The following is a 15,314-nucleotide window of genomic DNA, read 5'->3' on the forward strand; positions in this document are numbered from 1 at the left end:
GGCTGATATCTTCGGCGTATGTTCACTGCCGATCACCTTCGGTTCTTCCTTCAGGTTTCACGACACGGACGGCTCAGTGACGCGTCACGAGCGCTCGGCGTCGACCATACGACCGTGGGCCGACGGATCACGAGCTTGGAGAAGTCCGCTGGTCACAGGCTGTTCGATCGGACCCCCTCCGGGTGGAGGCTTACCGAGGCGGGGCGACGACTCGTGCGCTACGCAGAGACGGTCGAGTCGACTCTGATCGAAGCTTTCGAAGATCAGACCTCGAGGGTCGGACCGCTGACCGGTTCGGTGCGCATCGCCGCTCCGGACGGATTCGGGGCGTTCGTGCTGATGCCCAATCTGAGGAGGTTGCGACGCGCGCATCCCGATCTGGACGTCGAGCTCGTCACTGCGACCGAGCACAACACACTCGACACGCGAGAATTCGACATTGCCGTGACACTCGAGCAGCCGTCGCCGAGATTCGTGGCACACCGCAAACTGGCGACGTATTCGCTGCACCTCTATGCGACGCCTGAGTATCTGGAGTCGACTGCGCCCGTCGCAGATGTAGAGGACCTCAGGCACCACACGCTCATTTGGTATGTGGGCGCGCTCCTCGATGTGGCACCCTTGCGAATTCTCGATTCGATCCTCGCGGACGGTCGGGCTCAGATACAAACGAACAACATCACCGGACATTGGCTCGCCGCGCGAAGTGGACTGGGTATCGCGCCTCTGCCCAGCTACATCGGTGAACCGGACGACACCCTGGTTCGTGTTGTCGCGGAACAGTTCTCGATCGAGCGGACGTACTGGGTCGCGGTGCCGCGAGAGCTGACCGGCCTTGCTCGGGTGAAGGCGGTCGACGATTTGCTTCGAGATGTGGTCGCGGAGGCTCCGCACCTGACGTCCGGCGAGCGAACCGACACCTAGCGATCGAAGATGGCTCTTCCATGCCGATGTGGCCCTCGATTTCTCCAGCCTGAGGGAAATGAGTCGATCCGTACACTGAACGAGTGGATATCGGCCGATGGCGGAGCAGGCTCCCCGTGACTCGTCCGAGCGACGGCGAGCTCGTAGGCTGGACGGTCTCGGAGAACTATGACGAGACTCGCGTGGACGCAGTCAATCCAGTAGGACATGCTCTGGCGGTTGATCTTCCGGTCGACCAGGCGTCGAATGTCTTGGTACAGCAAGGTTTGTCTTCGCTGTCTGAGCCGGTGTGGGCACGGGCGCCTATACCGCTGCTCGCCCATACCGATTTACGACGCCCGGAACCGACGTGGCGGTGGCGTCGAATCGTCCTTGTTCAACTCGAGGAGACGCGGGTGTGGATCCGGCCCGCGTACCCGAGTTGGGAGGAACGACGCGTCGAATTACCACTGGCAATACCGGTCGACGACGTGCTGGTCACCGACCCGCCCGCAGAACACGAGTGAAACGACGCCGGTCCTCGCCTACGGTTGAGTCATGACTGTTGAAGATTTCGGTGGACGGCGCACACTTTCGGCCGAGGAGTTGCTGGTCTTGGTTGGCGACTACGCGTTGCTCGACGAAGCGGGGCAACAGCGCGGGTTGATCGATTCGGTGGGGCAAGAGGGGCTGTCTGTCGTGATCACCGTCGCGGAGGACTCCGGACCCGTCGAACTGACCTTCTCTCCCGAGACTCAGCTGAGCGTCGAGCCTTACGACGGAGGCAAGGCGCCGGTAGTGCCCTGACCGGCGAGTTTCGCTCCCATCTGCCGACGAGTTATTCAGATGCGCACCTGTACAGGTTGGCACCTGAATACTCCGTCGGCACACTTCGATCCAGCCCCATAAAGGTTCAGACGGCCGGCGCGTCGGCTGATCCGGCAAGGCGCTTCTGGGTGCGGCTACGGCGTGCCCGGACGATCAAGAAGACCAGCAATGCGAAGATCACTACAGCGATGACGGCGCCCAGAGCAGTTGCGCCGCGGAAGCCTGGCGCCTCGGTGTCGAGGGTGCGTTCGCCCGCGTGTGCTGCGTTGTTGCTACCGAGCACGATCGTCAGGGTCAGCAGGTTCGGTATCGCGACGACGACAGCGATGACGAGCGCGATGATGGCTGAGACCTTTCCTCCACGTTTGCGGCGCACCGACCACGCGGCGAAGAAAAGCAGCAACGGAACCAAGGTGCACGCAATTCCGAGAACCAGGCCCAAGAAGATGCCCTTGCTGAACGCCTGATCAGAGAAATTGCCGACACGGATGCTCCACCATCTCGGCAAAAATGCGGCGAGAACGAAGTAGGCAATGATCAGGGCCACTGCGCCTACCGCGATCAGTATTGCTCTGTTCACCCATCCCGGCCTGCCTGTGTTCGCAGGTACGGAGGTCGTGCCGTCGATGGTCATGTGGTCGATTCTAGCCGGGCGCTGCCTGGTGACAGCTGACACATGTGACGGCCCCCTCATCTGCATTTTCATCCGAGTACTCGTCGGTAACAATCAAGATCATCACCGCCCGAAGGTAAGGGTCAACGGCAATCCTGGGGGATTCACAATGGCAATGTTCTTGATGGCAACGGTCGGCTTTTTCGGTATCGCAGCAGCGATGCTCAATTCGGGTCGCGATCTGGAGTTCAACAACCGTCAGGTGACAGGCGTGTACCGCGCGCGCTGGGCCTGATCTGCGCGCGGTCGGTGTGAGGTGAATGCCTGTCGGCCGCGGCGCTTCGCTACGGTCTGGGTATGACTTTCCGCAGGACGCGGCCGCACTACCGGGCTGCCGGTCTCGTGATGGGACTTGTGCTCGACCGCGCGTTCGGGGATCCGCAACGGTTCCATCCCGTGGCAGGCTTCGGTCTCGCGGCACGTGCGTTGGAGCGGCGTCTGTACCGGGAGTCGAAAGTTGCAGGCGTGCTGCACACCAGCCTGCTCGTCGGCGGAACTGTGGTCGGCGGTGTCGGCGCGACCCGCCTTGCTCATCGCGCCGGGCCGATAGGTGAAACTGTCATCGTCGCGGCGTCGGTGTGGGCGGCGCTCGGAGGCACCTCGCTCTCGCGAACCGGGGCGAGAATGGCGACGCACCTTCGCAATCGCGAGCTCGATGCTGCGCGGGCGCTCCTACCTTCACTGTGTGGCCGTGATCCCCAGGTGCTCGACGCCGACGGGCTCTGTCGTGCATCTCTCGAGTCGGTAGCGGAGAACACGTCGGATGCGACTGTGGGCGTTGTGTTCTGGGGCGCGGTCGCCGGGGCGCCCGGCGTTCTCGGATACCGCGCGATCAATACGCTCGACGCGATGATCGGTTATCGGTCGGCGAGGTACGAGCGTTTCGGCTGGTTCGCCGCTCGCCTGGACGACGTCGTCAATGTAATCCCTGCGCGCTTGACCGGCGTATTGACCGCAGCGCTTGCACCTACTGTCGGCGGGAACCCACGAGATTCGCTGCGAGCGTGGCACAACGACGCGTCACGTCATCCGAGTCCCAATGCAGGTGTGGCGGAAGCGGCCGCTGCCGGAGCCCTCGGTGTCAGTCTTGGCGGACGCACCGAATATGCCCACGGAGTCGAGATACGGCCAACGCTCGGTGTCGGCAGATCGCCCACTCCGGCGGATCTGGACAGGGCGGCGACGTTGTCGAGCGCAGTTCAGGTCGCGGCGACGGTGGTGTCAGCGGTCCTTGCCGTAGCGGTCGGCCAACCTCGCGGCGTTCGCCGTTCGCGGCGCTGACACCGTTTTGGCCTTCGCTCTGAGCTCCCTGCGCGTAGGCAGAGTGAATTCCTGCGGTTCGACTGCAGTCGCGTCCGCGGGCACGCTGGCACTCTCCGGAGCGGTATCTTCGGGTACCGAAGCCGGGCCTGCGGAGTCCGCGATATCCCGTTGCATCGACTTTCGTCGTTCGCGCCACTCTGCGCGAACGAAGTAGGCGAGACCGAGCGGCGCCATGATCCCGAACGCGAGCCACTGCAGGCCGTAGGACAGGTAAGGACCCGAATCGGTCTGTGGCAGATCGATCACACCGAGACCACCCGGTTGATCGTCGTCGAGCTGAAGATAACCATCGACCGCGTCGATGCCTACCGCTGCGCCGATCTGTTGCGGATTGATGTTGTAGACCTGTAGATGGTCGGCTTCCTGAATGGGCTCGCGGGATGTTCCCTCCGATTGGCGGAGCCGAGCGTTGAGGGTCACCTCGCCCGATGGTGCCAGCTCGATTGGTGGCGGCTGAGTTCCCTGGATCGGTGTGACGTATCCACGGTTGACCAGCACGATCGGGCCGTCGTCGAGCTGAAACGGTGTGACGACCTCATACGCAGGAGCTTCCTTGATGCTCCTGAGCCGAACGAGGACTTCCTTCTCCGGTAGGTAGCGGCCTTCCGCGACGACTCGGCGCCACTCGTCATCAGGAGCGAAACCTGTCGAGGACAGAGCCTCGCCGACGGCCACTGGATCGGAGTCGACCGACTCGGTGATCAAGTCGTTTCGATGCGAATTCGATGTGTTCTTCCCGAGCTGCCAGGGTGCGAGCACCCAAAAGCACAGGAACGCGAACATTACGACGACAGCGGCCAACGCCAACCAACCTGGACGCAGCAGGAATCTGAGCCTTCGCACCGCTCTACGGTAGCGGCTCTGCGAAAGTGATCTACGACGCCGTGTAGTCAGAGGCGTTCTTCGGCCCAACGCACCAGACCTGGCATCGCTGCCTCGATCTGTTCGCGCACCTCGGTGAACGCATCGTCGGACGAGTAATAGGGGTCGGCAACCGATTCGCCGTCGGCCTCGTCGTCGAAGGACCTCAGCAATGCGATCCGCTCGGCGGGCGCACCCAGTTGTAGGAGCTGGCGAGCATGCCCCGTGTCGAGAGCGACGAGGAGATCTGCAGAAAGGTGATCGGCGCCGACGTGTGCGGCTTCGTGCTCGCTGTCGTAGCTGTGCGCCTCCAGCTCTGCGACGGTGCGAGGATCCGCGCCCTCGCCCTCGTGCCACCCGTCGATCCCCGCACTGGAGATCCGAACCGAGGAGTCGAGTCCGGCTTCGAGCACATAGGAAGCGAACACCTTCTCGGCCATCGGGGAGCGGCAGATGTTTCCGGTGCAGACGAAGGTGATGTGCAGATCAGGTGTTGTCATCGAGCACCTTCGCAAGTTCGTCCATGGTGGTCACGGTGAACGCGGCGGCGTCGTTCTCGCCGTCGACGCCGTATCCCCAGTCCACGTACACGGCGGGAATACCGAACCGGGCTGCGCCGTGCACGTCGTGATCACGGTCACCGACCATGAGTACGCCGGTGGTGCCGCCGTCGGCGATCTCCTGTGGAATCAAGCCGAGATTTCGCAGTGAATGTGCGATGACATCGGGTTTCGCGCGAAGGACGCCGTCGTTGCTGGCTCCTCCGATGAACTCGAAGTAGTCCGACAGGCCGAAGTGGTCGAGTATCCGATGGGCAAAACGTTCCGACTTGGACGTCGCAACACCGAGTCTGATCCCGCGTGCCTTCAGCGCCTCCAGTACAGGTTCGATGCCGTCGAACACGGTGTTCTCGGCCCAGCCCGTGGCGTCGTAACGGTCGAAATATGCCTGAAGTGCGGTGGCAGCGACATCGTCGGACAACCCCATCGAATGCAACGTGTCGATCAACGGCGGACCGATCACCAGTGCGAGTTGCTCGTCCGATGGTTCGGGCGCGCCGACGCTCGCCAGCGCATGGCGGAAGCCTGCAAGGATTCCCGGTGCAGAATCTGTGAGCGTCCCATCGAGGTCGAACAGCACTACCTGGGCGCGCTGTGACTGCGGTGCGTCGAGGTTTGTCATGACAAAACCATATCTTTCGAGCACACCGCTACGCTCATCGGTGACGAAAGGAACGGCAAGAAATTGGACGCGCTGTCACTTCTCCGCCACCACGGTGACGCCGAAACCGGAGACGGGTTGATCGATTTCGCCGTGAATGTGCAGGGTTCATCGCCGCCGCGCTGGCTCCAGAAGCGGCTGGCGGCGAAACTCACCGACCTCGGCGCATACCCGACCACGGCGGCAGATCGTCTCGCGCGCGAGACAATCGCGCGCAGACATGGCCGCGACCCGGAAGAGGTCCTACTGTTGTCCGGCGGAGCCGAAGGATTCGCGATGCTACCGCGGCTTCGGCCGGCACTCGCCGCAGTGATCAACCCGTCGTTCACCGAGCCGGAACTGGCGCTGCGGGAAGCTGACGTCGCAGTTCATCAGGTGATGCTCTCCGCGCCCTACCTGCTCGATCCGTCCCGTGTGCCCGAAGCCGCGGACATGGTGGTGATCGGAAACCCGACCAACCCCACGTCGGTTCTCCACGACCGCGCGGACATACTCGCGCTACGCAGGCCAGGGAGGATTCTGGTTGTCGACGAGGCGTTCATGGACGCCGTCCCGGCCGAAGAACATTCAGTCGCAGGCGACCGCTTCGACGACGTTCTCGTGCTACGCAGCCTCACCAAGACATGGGCGTTGGCAGGTCTACGCTGCGGCTATGCGCTCGGTGACCCGGACGTTCTGGCGCGTTTGACCCACGGCCGCGCGCACTGGCCGGTGGGAACACTGCAGATCGAAGCGATCACGGCGTGCAGCGAGCCCGCGGCCGTGGAGATTTCCCGTAACGCTGCGGCATCCATCGCCGTAGACAGGGACGCGATGATCACGCGCCTCCGGGAGGCCGGTATCGACGTTCATACTCCGGCCCGTGCTCCGTTCCTTCTGGTGAAGATCCCGTCGGCCGATACGGTTCGCCGGCAACTGCGAGCCGACGGCATTGCGGTTCGGCGCTGTGACACCTTCCCCGGGCTGCCACCGGGGCACATTCGGGTGGCGGTTCGCGGACCTGAACAGGTCGATGTACTGCTGACAGCATTGACTCGTGCGCTCGAATCACACAGGGGATCGAGGAGAACTTCATGACCGAAAACACCGTGACACTCGCCGACGCGACGGCAGCACTCGACGTGGCTTATCCGCCGCGGCTTGCCGAGAGCTGGGATTCGGTCGGACTGGTGAGCGGTGATCCGGCTGACACCGTCGCCGCAGTGATGTACGCCGTCGATGCCACCGCCGATGTGGTCGACGAGGCGCTCGAATGGGGTGCGGATCTACTGGTGGTCCATCATCCGCTGCTGCTCAGAGGTGTCGACACCGTTGCTGCGAACACCCCGAAAGGTGCCCTGATCCATCGGCTCGTCAAGGGCGGTTGCGCGTTGTTCACAGCGCACACCAATGCCGACAGCGCGAACCCCGGAGTGTCCGACGCTCTCGCAGCGCTTTTGGGGGTCAGTGACACCCGTCCGATCGAGCCAATCGATTCACCGCGCGTGGACAAATGGGTTGTGCTGGTTCCGGCGACGCATACTGCCTCCGTCCGGGAGGCACTGTTCGTTGCGGGCGCAGGCGCGATCGGGAACTACCGAGAGTGCAGTTGGACTGTCTCAGGACAGGGTCAATTTCGACCGGTGTCGGGAGCCGAACCAGCGCTCGGTGAGATCGACAGGCTGGAGCAGGTCGCCGAAGACCGCATCGAGGTGGTTGCGCCGAGCTCGCTTCGACCGCAGATACTGGGCGCACTCGACCGAATCCACCCCTACGAGGAGCCGGCCTTCGATGTGTTCGAAGAGGCTCGACTGCCGACCTCCACCGGACTCGGACGTGTCGGAAGCCTCGCAGAGCCCACGACGCTTCGTTCCTTCGCCGCTCGGGTTCAGCGCGCACTGCCGGAGACGGTCTGGGGAGTGCGTGCGGCAGGCGATCCGGACCGGATCGTCTCGACGGTCGCAGTGTGCGGCGGCGCCGGGGACTCGTTCCTCGGCGCCGTCGAAGGACTGGGGGCCGACGTGTTCGTGACATCCGATCTGCGTCACCACCCCGTCGACGAACACCTCCGTGCCGGGGGACCCGCTGTCATCGACGTCGCGCACTGGGCGTCGGAGTGGCCGTGGTGCGAGCAGGCTCGGGGAATTCTGGATTCCCGATTTGCACATACCCCCGGATGGAAGAGCCGCGTGAGCGCGCTTCGCACCGACCCTTGGACCGTCGGCTCGCTGGAGTCGTAGATTGATTGCGCGGGCCACTCGCGCCAGGTTCGACTCGGTCACCGGGACCTGGTCGAGCCGGTAGGCTTGACCGAATCAACTTCCATAGTCGCAGGAGTCATCACGCGTGAATGTCGATCCCCGAGTGCAGGCCTCACTTCTAGAACTGGCCGCAGTGGACACCGAGCTGACGCAGATAGCGCACCGTCGCAAAAACCTGCCCGAGCAGGCTGAGGTCGAAAAGCTCGACGCCGAGCGGATCTCCCGTAAGGACGCTGCGGTCACCGTCCAGATCGCAATGGACGACCTCGACCGAGACATCAAGAAACTCGAAGGCGAAGTCGACGCCGTCCGGCAACGCGAGGATCGGGACAAGAAGCTCCTCGAGAGCGGAACGGTCGCAGCAAAGCAGATGTCGGAGCTCCAACACGAGCTCGGTAGCCTGGAGCGTCGTCAGGGCATCCTCGAGGAGGAGTTGCTGGAGGTAATGGAACGCCGCGAGGCCTCCGAGACCGACTACAACCACGCCGGCGCGCAGCTGACCCAGATCGACGAGGAGTTGATCGACGCCGGTCGACGCCGCGACGACGCTGTCGCCGACGTCGATACTGCGGAGAAGCGAGCAGCGGGTCGTCGATCCGAACTCGCAGGAACCTTCCCGGAGGATCTGCTCGCAATGTACGAGAAGCAACGGGCTCTGTCGGGCCGCGGCGCGGCTCTGCTGCAGGCACGACGCTGCGGCGCCTGCCGGATCGAGCTCGACCGGGGCGAGATCTCCCGCATTGCAGCCTCGCCTGCCGACCAACTTGTTCGCTGCTCCGAATGCAACGCCATCCTCGTGCGCACGAAGGAGTCCGGGGTTTGACCGAGAAGGTCGTCGTCGAGGCCGACGGCGGATCGCGGGGCAATCCCGGCCCCGCGGGGTACGGCGCCGTCGTATTCTCCGCGGATCGCTCCGAAGTGCTCGCCGAACGGCGACTGGCGCTTGGAGTCGCAACGAACAACGTCGCCGAGTACCGCGGGTTGATCGCGGCCCTCACCGCTGCCGGTGAAGTAGGCGCACGCGAAGTCGAGGTTCGGATGGACTCGAAACTTGTCGTCGAGCAGATGGCCGGGCGTTGGAAGGTCAAGCATCCGGACATGATTCCGCTCAACCGGGAAGCCGCAACCTTGGTACGCGGATTCGACCGAGTGACGTTCCAATGGATTCCTCGAGACCAGAATTCTCACGCAGATCGGCTCGCCAACGAGGCGATGGATGCGGCCGCCAACGGCGAGGTTCTTGCCCCACCCAAGGACCTTGCCCCACCCAAGGACCTTGCCCCGCCCAAGAGGATCGTGGCCGAGAAGCCCGCGGCCCCTGGCTGGACAGGTGCTGTCGGTGAGCCAACTCGGTTGCTTCTGCTTCGACACGGTCAGACACCACTGTCGGTCGAGCGCCGTTACTCCGGTCGAGGAAACCCGGCCCTAACGGGACTGGGTGAGGGCCAGGCCGCCGCAGCGGCCGCGTATCTGTCGAAACGCGACGATATCGCGGCGATCGTCGCCTCACCGCTGGGGCGCGCGCAACAGACCGCGAACATGCTCGCGCAGAAGGTCGGGCTCGACGTCGCCACGCTGGACGAGCTGACCGAAACCGACTTCGGTGACTGGGAGGGCCTGACCTTCAGGGAGGCATCCGAGCGGTACCCGGATATCCATCGGAAGTGGATCGGCGACCCCTCGGTCGCGGCACCCGGCGGTGAAAGCTTTGACGCTGTCCTCGGGCGCGTTGCTGCTGCGCGCGACAAGCTTGTTGCCTCGTATTCGGGGTCGACGGTCGTTGTCGTCTCGCACGTGACGCCGATCAAGATGCTCCTCCAGCTCGCACTCGGCGTCGGACCATCGCTGCTGTATCGCCTTCACCTGGACTTGGCGTCGCTGAGCATTGCCGAGTTCTATCCCGACGGCGGAGCCTCGGTTCGATCGGTCAACAACACCTCGTATCTAGAGACGTAGCGAAACCCACAGGGCTGCAACTGCTCCGACGATCGTCAGCGGAGTCGTGATCACACCGAGAACGGTGAACGTGCCCAACGCCGCCGGTTCCTCGTTGTCGGCGCCCACACGCCGCCACAGCATGATCGCGAGCGACCCGACGTAGGTGAGGTTGGGGCCGAGGTTGACGCCGATGACCATCGCGAGCAGTAGCCCGAGGGGTGCGGACGGGCCGAATGCAGCGAGCAGCATCAACGTGGCAGGCAGGTTGTTGACGACGTTCGCTGCGACAGCCGCGATTGCCGCCGTCGCGAGCAGGCCGAGGAACGACGGGGTGGTGGGAAGGATTCCGCTGAGCCACTCGCCGATCGGACCCGAAGTGACACCTTCGACGACGACGCCCAGCAGCAGAACGAAGCCGCAGAATTTCAGATCGGCAGCTCGCAACAGCCGCGTAGGAACTGTGTAGCCGTCCTTCAGCGCCGGGACCGCCAGAGCGATCGAACCCACAGCGGCAACCCAGAACGGTTCGACGTGGAAGAACCCTGCCACCGCGAACCCGAGGAGTGTCGCTCCCAGGACCGACAGTGCGACAGTCGGCGCCCCGACCGGTTCCGGCGCCGGCACCTCCTCGGTATCCCGCAGATCCTTCCGGAAGAAGAACCAGAACACTGCGAACTCGATCAGAATCGTCACCAGCCACGGAAGAGCCATCAGGGCGGCGAAATGGACGAACGTCAATCCTGTGGCGGTGAACGCCAGCAGATTCGTCAGATTGGACACCGGTAGCAGTGTCGACGCCGAATTGGAAAGATGTGCGCTCGCGTAACTGTGCGGACGGGCCGACATCCGGAGCGACCGAGCTGCGCCGATCACAGCAGGTGTGAGAAGTACCACCGTCGCATCGAGGCTCAGTACTGCAGTGGTGATAGCAGCCGCGACGAAGACCGACGTCAACAGTCGGTGCGGATTTCCCTTCGCTGTACGGCTCATCACCGAGGCGATCCACTCGAATACGCCGAGAGCGCCGGCCAGATGCGCCAAGATGAGAATGAACGCGAGGAACACCACCGTCGGAAGCAGTTCGAGTACCTGCTCCCAGGCGTCGGCGATCGTGACGAGGCCGAGTACCAATGCCAACCCCGCTGCGGGAAGCGCGGCAACGATTTCGGGAAGACCGCGAGGGCGAACGATGGCAAATATCAGAACAGCGGCCACGAGCGCCGCGGCCACCAGAGTCACGCCAGCATCTTGACGAGCGTTCGCAGGTTTCTGGTTGTGGTGGTGGGCTTGTATTTGGCTTTGGCGGTGAGCTTCCCGACGGCGCTGTCGGTGGTGTTCCCTTTGACCACCTCCCAGTAGAGGACGCCGTGGCCGGCAGACAATTGCTCAAGGGCTGGGTCGAGACTGCCAGCGATGTCGGCAAGTTCGGCAAGGTGGTCCGCGTTGTTGCCGAAGATCACGTATGGATGCCACCCCTCTCGCTCGGGGTCGTAGGGGTACCCGTCCACGATCGCTCGCAGAGCTGGTTCGTCGAGCACTATCACCCAGGCTTCGTACCCGAAAGCCTTCGACAGAGTGCTCTCGATCGACTTCTTCAACGTGCTGCCGGACTGGGGAGAACTCAGTGAGACGTTGCCGGTGGCGAGCACGGTTTTCACGTTCTCGAACCCGGCAGCGACCAGTGCAGCGCGTAGGTCTGCCATCTTGATGTTGATGCCGCCGACATTGATTCCGCGCAGCAGCACGACATGATCCATGAGGTGAACTGTAGTTCGGGGCAGGGACAGGGGTAGAGTTCCGTTCCGCGAACGAGTCGGCTGGACGGCTGCGGCTCGAAGAACTGGGGGAGCGATTCCGCCAAGCTTCGGGCCGAGGAAAGTCCGGACTCCACAGAGCAGGGCGGTTGCTAACGGCAACCCGAGGTGACTCGCGGGACAGTGCCACAGAAAATAGACCGCCCACGCACGTGCTCCTTCGGGAACGCGCGCGTGGGTCAGGGTGAAACGGTGCGGTAAGAGCGCACCAGCATCCCAGGTGACTGGGATGGCTAGGTAAACCCCGCCCGGAGCAAGGTCGAAGGTCGAACTCCGTAAGGAGTGCGACTGCGCAGGTGTTCGAGGGCTGCTCGCCCGAGCCTGCGGGTGGACTGCTCGAGGTACCCGGTGACGGTGTGCCCAGATGGATGGTCGTCGTGCTGCTCTCACTTCGGTGGGAGTGGTTCACAGGATCCGGCTTACATGCCGACTCGTTCGCACCGAGAACCTTCAGTTCGGGGGCGGACTTCGGGCAGACTGGAACCATGAGCAACGAAGACAACGCCTGGTACTACGACACCCGCACCAAGACCGTCTCGCAGGGGAAGGAATCCGGAGCCCTCGACCGGATGGGTCCTTACCCCGATCGGCAGTCTGCCGAACGAGCGATCGAGATCGCAGCCGAGCGCAACAAGGCAGCTGACAAGGCCGACGACGACTGGAACAAGTGACGGTGGCGTGGACACGACTGTCTGCCACTCCTTTCGATTTCAAGACCATCCGCTCGGAGTTCCACCTCCGTGAGGAGTTCTCCGTGGAGGCACTCGCGGAGGCGACGTCGAACTCGGATCGATGCGCGTCCGGGCGCACGGACCACACCGACATTCCATTCGTGACGATCGACCCGCCTGGTTCGATGGATCTCGATCAGGCAGTCCATATCGAGAAGCTACCGACGGGCTACGTGGTTCGGTACGCAATTGCCGACGTCGGGGCGATAGTCGAGCCGGGGAGCGCGCTCGACACCGAGACGAGGGAACGTGGACAGACGTTCTACCTTCCCGACGGTTCGGTCCCGTTGCATCCGCGGGTTCTGTCGGAGGGTTCGGCGTCGCTGCTGCCGAACGAGACCCGACCCGCCGCGCTCTGGCGAATCGAGCTGGACGATTCGGGTGAACCCGTCGCTTGGACGGTGTCGAGAGCAATGGTGCGCTCCGTGGCACGTCTCGACTACGCGACGGTGCAGGCCGATTTCGACGCGGGCACTCCGCATCCGTCCATTGCGTCGCTCGGTGAGTTCGGTTCGCTGCGTGCGCAATCGGCCGTGCGGAGGGGAGCGATCGATATCACCCTGCCCGAACAGGAGGTTGTTGCCGTCGGCGATTCCTGGCGAATCGAACTGCAGGCCAGAACCGATGTCGACTCCTGGAACGCCGAGGTATCGCTGCTGACCGGTATGTGTGCCGCCCGCATCATGATCGACGCGGGTGTCGGGCTACTTCGCACTCTGCCACCGGCGTCGAACGAGGCGCTCGCGACACTGAAGAAGACGGCACAGATGCTCGATATCGAGTGGCCCGACGGTGCATCCGCCGGAGCCGTTCTTGCTGGGCTACCAACCGACGCTCCGGTGACGCTGGCGATGATGACCCAGGCAACCGGTCTGCTCCGCGGAGCGGACTACGCAGCGTTCGACGGAAAGCTGCCCGACCTTGTCGAGCATTCGGGGATCGCAGCTCCGTACGCACACGTGACGGCGCCGCTGCGCAGGTTGTCGGACCGTTTCGCGACGGAGGTATGCCTTGCAATCGTGGCGGGCGTCGACATTCCGAAATGGGCACGAAACGCATTGCCGGACCTTCCTGCTCTCATGCGGGGTTCGGACAGTGCCGCCTCGAAGGTAGACCGCGCATGCATCGACCTGACCGAAGCCGCGGTGTTGGAAAGCCGCATCGGTGAACAGTTCACCGCCTTGGTCCTGCGCGGCGCGGAAGCCAAACGCGCCGCTGAGGTCTTCCTCGAGGCGCCGATCGTCATTGGTAGGTGCACCGGTGAGCCGCCCGAGGGGGAGAAGGTGTCGGTGACTTTGACCGTGGCCGACACCAACTCCCGGCGAGTGGAGTTCGCCTACGACGTACCCGAGGCAAAGCGATCGGTCGCCTCGATCAGGTGATGGATGATGCCGGGCTCGGCAGCGGAGTGCCCGGCATCGTCCACGATCTTCAATTCGGCAGCGGGCCAGGCCTTGTGCAGCGCCCACGCGCTCGCTGCAGGGCACACGACGTCGTAACGGCCCTGGACGATGACGCCGGGGATGCCGTCGAGGAGGTGGGCGTCGTCGAGCAACTGGTTTTCACGCAAAAAACCATCGTTGGAGAAGTAGTGGTTCTCGATGCCTGCGAAGGCAAGCGCGAATCGAGGGTCTTCGTTCTCTGCGATCTGATCCGGCCGCGGAAGAAGGTAACTCGTCGCCGCTTCCCACGAGGACCATGCGATCGCGGCCTCGGTGGCGATCGATCGATCGTTCGAGGTCAGTAGCTGGTGGTAGGCCTGAACAAGATCGCCACCGCGTTGATCCTCGGGTACCGGGGCCAGGAAGTTCTCCCACTGTTCGGGGAAGATGTGGCCGGCGCCGCCGTTGTAGTACCAGTCGATCTCGCTTCGCCGCAGTAGAAAGATGCCACGCAGGATCAAGCCGAGAACGCGTTCCCGGTGGGCCTGGGCATAGGCCAACGACAGGGTCGATCCCCACGAACCACCGAACACGAGCCATTGCTCGACGCCCAGGTGTTCGCGAAGCTTTTCGATGTCGTCGACGAGTCGGTCGGTGGTGTTGACCGCCAGGTCACCTCCGTCCGCGATGTGCGGCGTCGATCGCCCACATCCACGCTGATCGAACAACACGATGCGGTACTTCTCCGGGTCGAAGTAGCGCCGCTGGGCAGGGCCGGTACCGCCGCCTGGACCACCGTGCACGAACACCACCGGTGTGCTTTCTGGATTTCCGCTTGTTTCCCAGTAGATCCGTTGGCCGTCACCGACGTCGAGATGGCCGACGTCGTACGGTTCGATCGGCGGATAGAGTTCGCGTGTGTTCTCGTCGGTCACGGCTCAGAACCCGACCAATCCGGACGCCAGGTCGGGGATGTCGAGTGACGTCATCGCTTCCTGTCGAACCTCGGGGCAGTTCGCGATTGTGATGTCATCGACGATCCCGCGGTTCTGAACGACCTGAAGATTGATGACGCCGCTCTGCGCAGCCCACGTCTGAACGACGATATTGAGACCGCCACGACCGAGCGTGGGGCCCTGGATTCGCCACTCCTGCAGTTGCTCACCGAGATCGCTGCACAGTTGCTGGCTCTGCTGATCGGTGATTTCACCTGCACCGGCAGGCGCGGTGGACTTGGGAATGGTGGTGGTCGTGGTCAGAGTGGCCGACGACCCGGTCGTGGTCGAGTCGGGGCTACATCCGCCGATGACCGAGACGACGGCAGCCGCCCCCACGAAGGAGACGGCTACCGTGCGATACCTGCTGCGCCCTGGGTTCATGGCACAGAGTGTGCCATCTTC

At 63.5% G+C, this 15,314-nt stretch carries 19 protein-coding genes and 1 other RNA gene; 12 read left to right on the plus strand and 8 right to left on the minus strand.

The annotated features are described in order from the left end of the window. Window positions 1-18: 18 nt before the first annotated feature. The 3 genes from QMK17_RS06575 (at window position 19) to QMK17_RS06585 (ending at window position 1,710) form a co-directional block, all read left to right on the plus strand. Complete coding sequence (locus tag QMK17_RS06575; RefSeq protein WP_283507668.1) at window positions 19-924, plus strand: LysR family transcriptional regulator; 906 nt, start codon at window positions 19-21, stop codon at window positions 922-924. 116 nt (window positions 925-1,040) lie between these two features. Continuing rightward, window positions 1,041-1,430, plus strand: a complete 390-nt coding sequence (locus QMK17_RS06580) for a hypothetical protein (protein WP_283507670.1) — start codon at window positions 1,041-1,043, stop codon at window positions 1,428-1,430. Window positions 1,431-1,461: 31 nt separating this feature from the next. Beyond that, window positions 1,462-1,710: a hypothetical protein gene (locus QMK17_RS06585; RefSeq protein ID WP_283507671.1), complete on the plus strand. Its 249-nt coding sequence runs from the start codon at window positions 1,462-1,464 to the stop codon at window positions 1,708-1,710. A gap of 106 nt (window positions 1,711-1,816) precedes the next feature. Here QMK17_RS06585 and QMK17_RS06590 read toward each other — a convergent pair whose 3' ends face one another. Then, window positions 1,817-2,365, minus strand: coding sequence for a permease (locus tag QMK17_RS06590; protein ID WP_283507673.1), 549 nt, complete (start codon window positions 2,363-2,365; stop codon window positions 1,817-1,819). A gap of 148 nt (window positions 2,366-2,513) precedes the next feature. On the opposite strand from QMK17_RS06590, the gene QMK17_RS06595 reads away from it, so the two are divergent. Together QMK17_RS06595 and QMK17_RS06600 are read left to right on the plus strand one after the other, a co-directional pair. Then, window positions 2,514-2,639, plus strand: coding sequence for a hypothetical protein (locus tag QMK17_RS06595; RefSeq protein ID WP_283507675.1), 126 nt, complete (start codon window positions 2,514-2,516; stop codon window positions 2,637-2,639). Window positions 2,640-2,701: 62 nt separating this feature from the next. After that, entirely contained in the window at window positions 2,702-3,685 is a 984-nt protein-coding gene (locus QMK17_RS06600; protein WP_283507676.1) for a cobalamin biosynthesis protein, read from the plus strand. Here the strand turns inward: QMK17_RS06600 and QMK17_RS06605 are convergent. From QMK17_RS06605 to QMK17_RS06615, 3 genes are read right to left on the minus strand one after another with little or no spacing between them, the layout of a single operon-like run. Next, complete coding sequence (locus QMK17_RS06605; RefSeq protein WP_283507677.1) at window positions 3,626-4,570, minus strand: SURF1 family cytochrome oxidase biogenesis protein; 945 nt, start codon at window positions 4,568-4,570, stop codon at window positions 3,626-3,628. The genes QMK17_RS06600 and QMK17_RS06605 overlap by 60 nt on opposite strands. Window positions 4,571-4,617: 47 nt before the next feature. Continuing rightward, window positions 4,618-5,088 (minus strand): low molecular weight protein-tyrosine-phosphatase, encoded by a 471-nt coding sequence (locus tag QMK17_RS06610; RefSeq protein WP_283507678.1) that lies wholly within the window; start codon window positions 5,086-5,088, stop codon window positions 4,618-4,620. Next, on the minus strand, window positions 5,075-5,770 hold the full coding sequence (locus tag QMK17_RS06615; protein WP_283507681.1) for an HAD-IA family hydrolase: 696 nt from the start codon (window positions 5,768-5,770) through the stop codon (window positions 5,075-5,077). The genes QMK17_RS06610 and QMK17_RS06615 overlap by 14 nt, the downstream gene beginning before the upstream one ends. A gap of 9 nt (window positions 5,771-5,779) precedes the next feature. On the opposite strand from QMK17_RS06615, the gene cobC reads away from it, so the two are divergent. The 4 genes from cobC to QMK17_RS06635 all read left to right on the plus strand — a co-directional run bounded on the left by cobC (window position 5,780) and on the right by QMK17_RS06635 (window position 10,005). Further along, complete coding sequence (cobC, locus tag QMK17_RS06620; protein ID WP_283507990.1) at window positions 5,780-6,886, plus strand: Rv2231c family pyridoxal phosphate-dependent protein CobC; 1,107 nt, start codon at window positions 5,780-5,782, stop codon at window positions 6,884-6,886. After that, a complete protein-coding gene (locus tag QMK17_RS06625) occupies window positions 6,883-8,028 on the plus strand; it encodes a Nif3-like dinuclear metal center hexameric protein (protein WP_283507683.1) in 1,146 nt (381 codons plus the stop codon). Before cobC ends, QMK17_RS06625 begins: the two co-directional genes overlap by 4 nt. A 106-nt stretch (window positions 8,029-8,134) precedes the next feature. Then, window positions 8,135-8,872 (plus strand): zinc ribbon domain-containing protein, encoded by a 738-nt coding sequence (locus QMK17_RS06630; RefSeq protein WP_283507684.1) that lies wholly within the window; start codon window positions 8,135-8,137, stop codon window positions 8,870-8,872. After that, window positions 8,869-10,005 carry a bifunctional RNase H/acid phosphatase gene (locus QMK17_RS06635; RefSeq protein ID WP_283507685.1) on the plus strand — a complete coding sequence of 379 codons (1,137 nt, stop codon included), beginning with the start codon at window positions 8,869-8,871 and terminating at the stop codon, window positions 10,003-10,005. Before QMK17_RS06630 ends, QMK17_RS06635 begins: the two co-directional genes overlap by 4 nt. Here the strand turns inward: QMK17_RS06635 and QMK17_RS06640 are convergent. Beyond that, the gene (locus QMK17_RS06640) at window positions 9,994-11,226 is read right to left on the minus strand and encodes an ArsB/NhaD family transporter (RefSeq protein WP_283507687.1); all 1,233 of its coding nucleotides are present in this window, start codon (window positions 11,224-11,226) and stop codon (window positions 9,994-9,996) included. The genes QMK17_RS06635 and QMK17_RS06640 overlap by 12 nt on opposite strands. Continuing rightward, window positions 11,223-11,744 carry a DUF1697 domain-containing protein gene (locus tag QMK17_RS06645; protein WP_283507689.1) on the minus strand — a complete coding sequence of 174 codons (522 nt, stop codon included), beginning with the start codon at window positions 11,742-11,744 and terminating at the stop codon, window positions 11,223-11,225. The genes QMK17_RS06640 and QMK17_RS06645 overlap by 4 nt, the downstream gene beginning before the upstream one ends. Window positions 11,745-11,796: 52 nt before the next feature. On the opposite strand from QMK17_RS06645, the gene rnpB reads away from it, so the two are divergent. The 3 genes from rnpB (at window position 11,797) to QMK17_RS06660 (ending at window position 13,914) form a co-directional block, all read left to right on the plus strand. Further along, window positions 11,797-12,239: RNase P RNA component class A (gene rnpB / locus QMK17_RS06650), an RNA gene on the plus strand. Window positions 12,240-12,286: 47 nt separating this feature from the next. Further along, on the plus strand, window positions 12,287-12,472 hold the full coding sequence (locus QMK17_RS06655) for a hypothetical protein (RefSeq protein ID WP_283507691.1): 186 nt from the start codon (window positions 12,287-12,289) through the stop codon (window positions 12,470-12,472). 2 nt (window positions 12,473-12,474) lie between these two features. Beyond that, a complete protein-coding gene (locus QMK17_RS06660; protein ID WP_283507693.1) occupies window positions 12,475-13,914 on the plus strand; it encodes an RNB domain-containing ribonuclease in 1,440 nt (479 codons plus the stop codon). On the opposite strand, the gene pip is transcribed toward QMK17_RS06660, so the two are convergent. Beyond that, a complete protein-coding gene (pip, locus tag QMK17_RS06665) occupies window positions 13,869-14,849 on the minus strand; it encodes a prolyl aminopeptidase (RefSeq protein WP_283507695.1) in 981 nt (326 codons plus the stop codon). The two genes, QMK17_RS06660 and pip, sit on opposite strands and share 46 nt — an antisense overlap. A 3-nt stretch (window positions 14,850-14,852) precedes the next feature. Beyond that, the gene (locus tag QMK17_RS06670) at window positions 14,853-15,293 is read right to left on the minus strand and encodes a hypothetical protein (RefSeq protein ID WP_283507697.1); all 441 of its coding nucleotides are present in this window, start codon (window positions 15,291-15,293) and stop codon (window positions 14,853-14,855) included. Window positions 15,294-15,314: the final 21 nt, after the last annotated feature.

Source organism: Rhodococcus sp. G-MC3 (assembly GCF_030063335.1).
Classification (GTDB): Bacteria; Actinomycetota; Actinomycetes; order Mycobacteriales; family Mycobacteriaceae; genus Rhodococcoides.

Coding starts and splice junctions, on each gene's coding strand:
- QMK17_RS06575 (WP_283507668.1), top strand. CDS start 19: ATGTTCACTGCCGATCACCTTCGGTTCTTCCTTCAGGTTTCACGACAC.
- QMK17_RS06585 (WP_283507671.1), top strand. CDS start 1,462: ATGACTGTTGAAGATTTCGGTGGACGGCGCACACTTTCGGCCGAGGAG.
- QMK17_RS06590 (WP_283507673.1), bottom strand. CDS start 2,365: ATGACCATCGACGGCACGACCTCCGTACCTGCGAACACAGGCAGGCCG.
- QMK17_RS06595 (WP_283507675.1), top strand. CDS start 2,514: ATGGCAATGTTCTTGATGGCAACGGTCGGCTTTTTCGGTATCGCAGCA.
- QMK17_RS06600 (WP_283507676.1), top strand. CDS start 2,702: ATGACTTTCCGCAGGACGCGGCCGCACTACCGGGCTGCCGGTCTCGTG.
- QMK17_RS06610 (WP_283507678.1), bottom strand. CDS start 5,088: ATGACAACACCTGATCTGCACATCACCTTCGTCTGCACCGGAAACATC.
- QMK17_RS06615 (WP_283507681.1), bottom strand. CDS start 5,770: ATGACAAACCTCGACGCACCGCAGTCACAGCGCGCCCAGGTAGTGCTG.
- QMK17_RS06625 (WP_283507683.1), top strand. CDS start 6,883: ATGACCGAAAACACCGTGACACTCGCCGACGCGACGGCAGCACTCGAC.
- QMK17_RS06645 (WP_283507689.1), bottom strand. CDS start 11,744: ATGGATCATGTCGTGCTGCTGCGCGGAATCAATGTCGGCGGCATCAAC.
- QMK17_RS06655 (WP_283507691.1), top strand. CDS start 12,287: ATGAGCAACGAAGACAACGCCTGGTACTACGACACCCGCACCAAGACC.
- QMK17_RS06670 (WP_283507697.1), bottom strand. CDS start 15,293: ATGAACCCAGGGCGCAGCAGGTATCGCACGGTAGCCGTCTCCTTCGTG.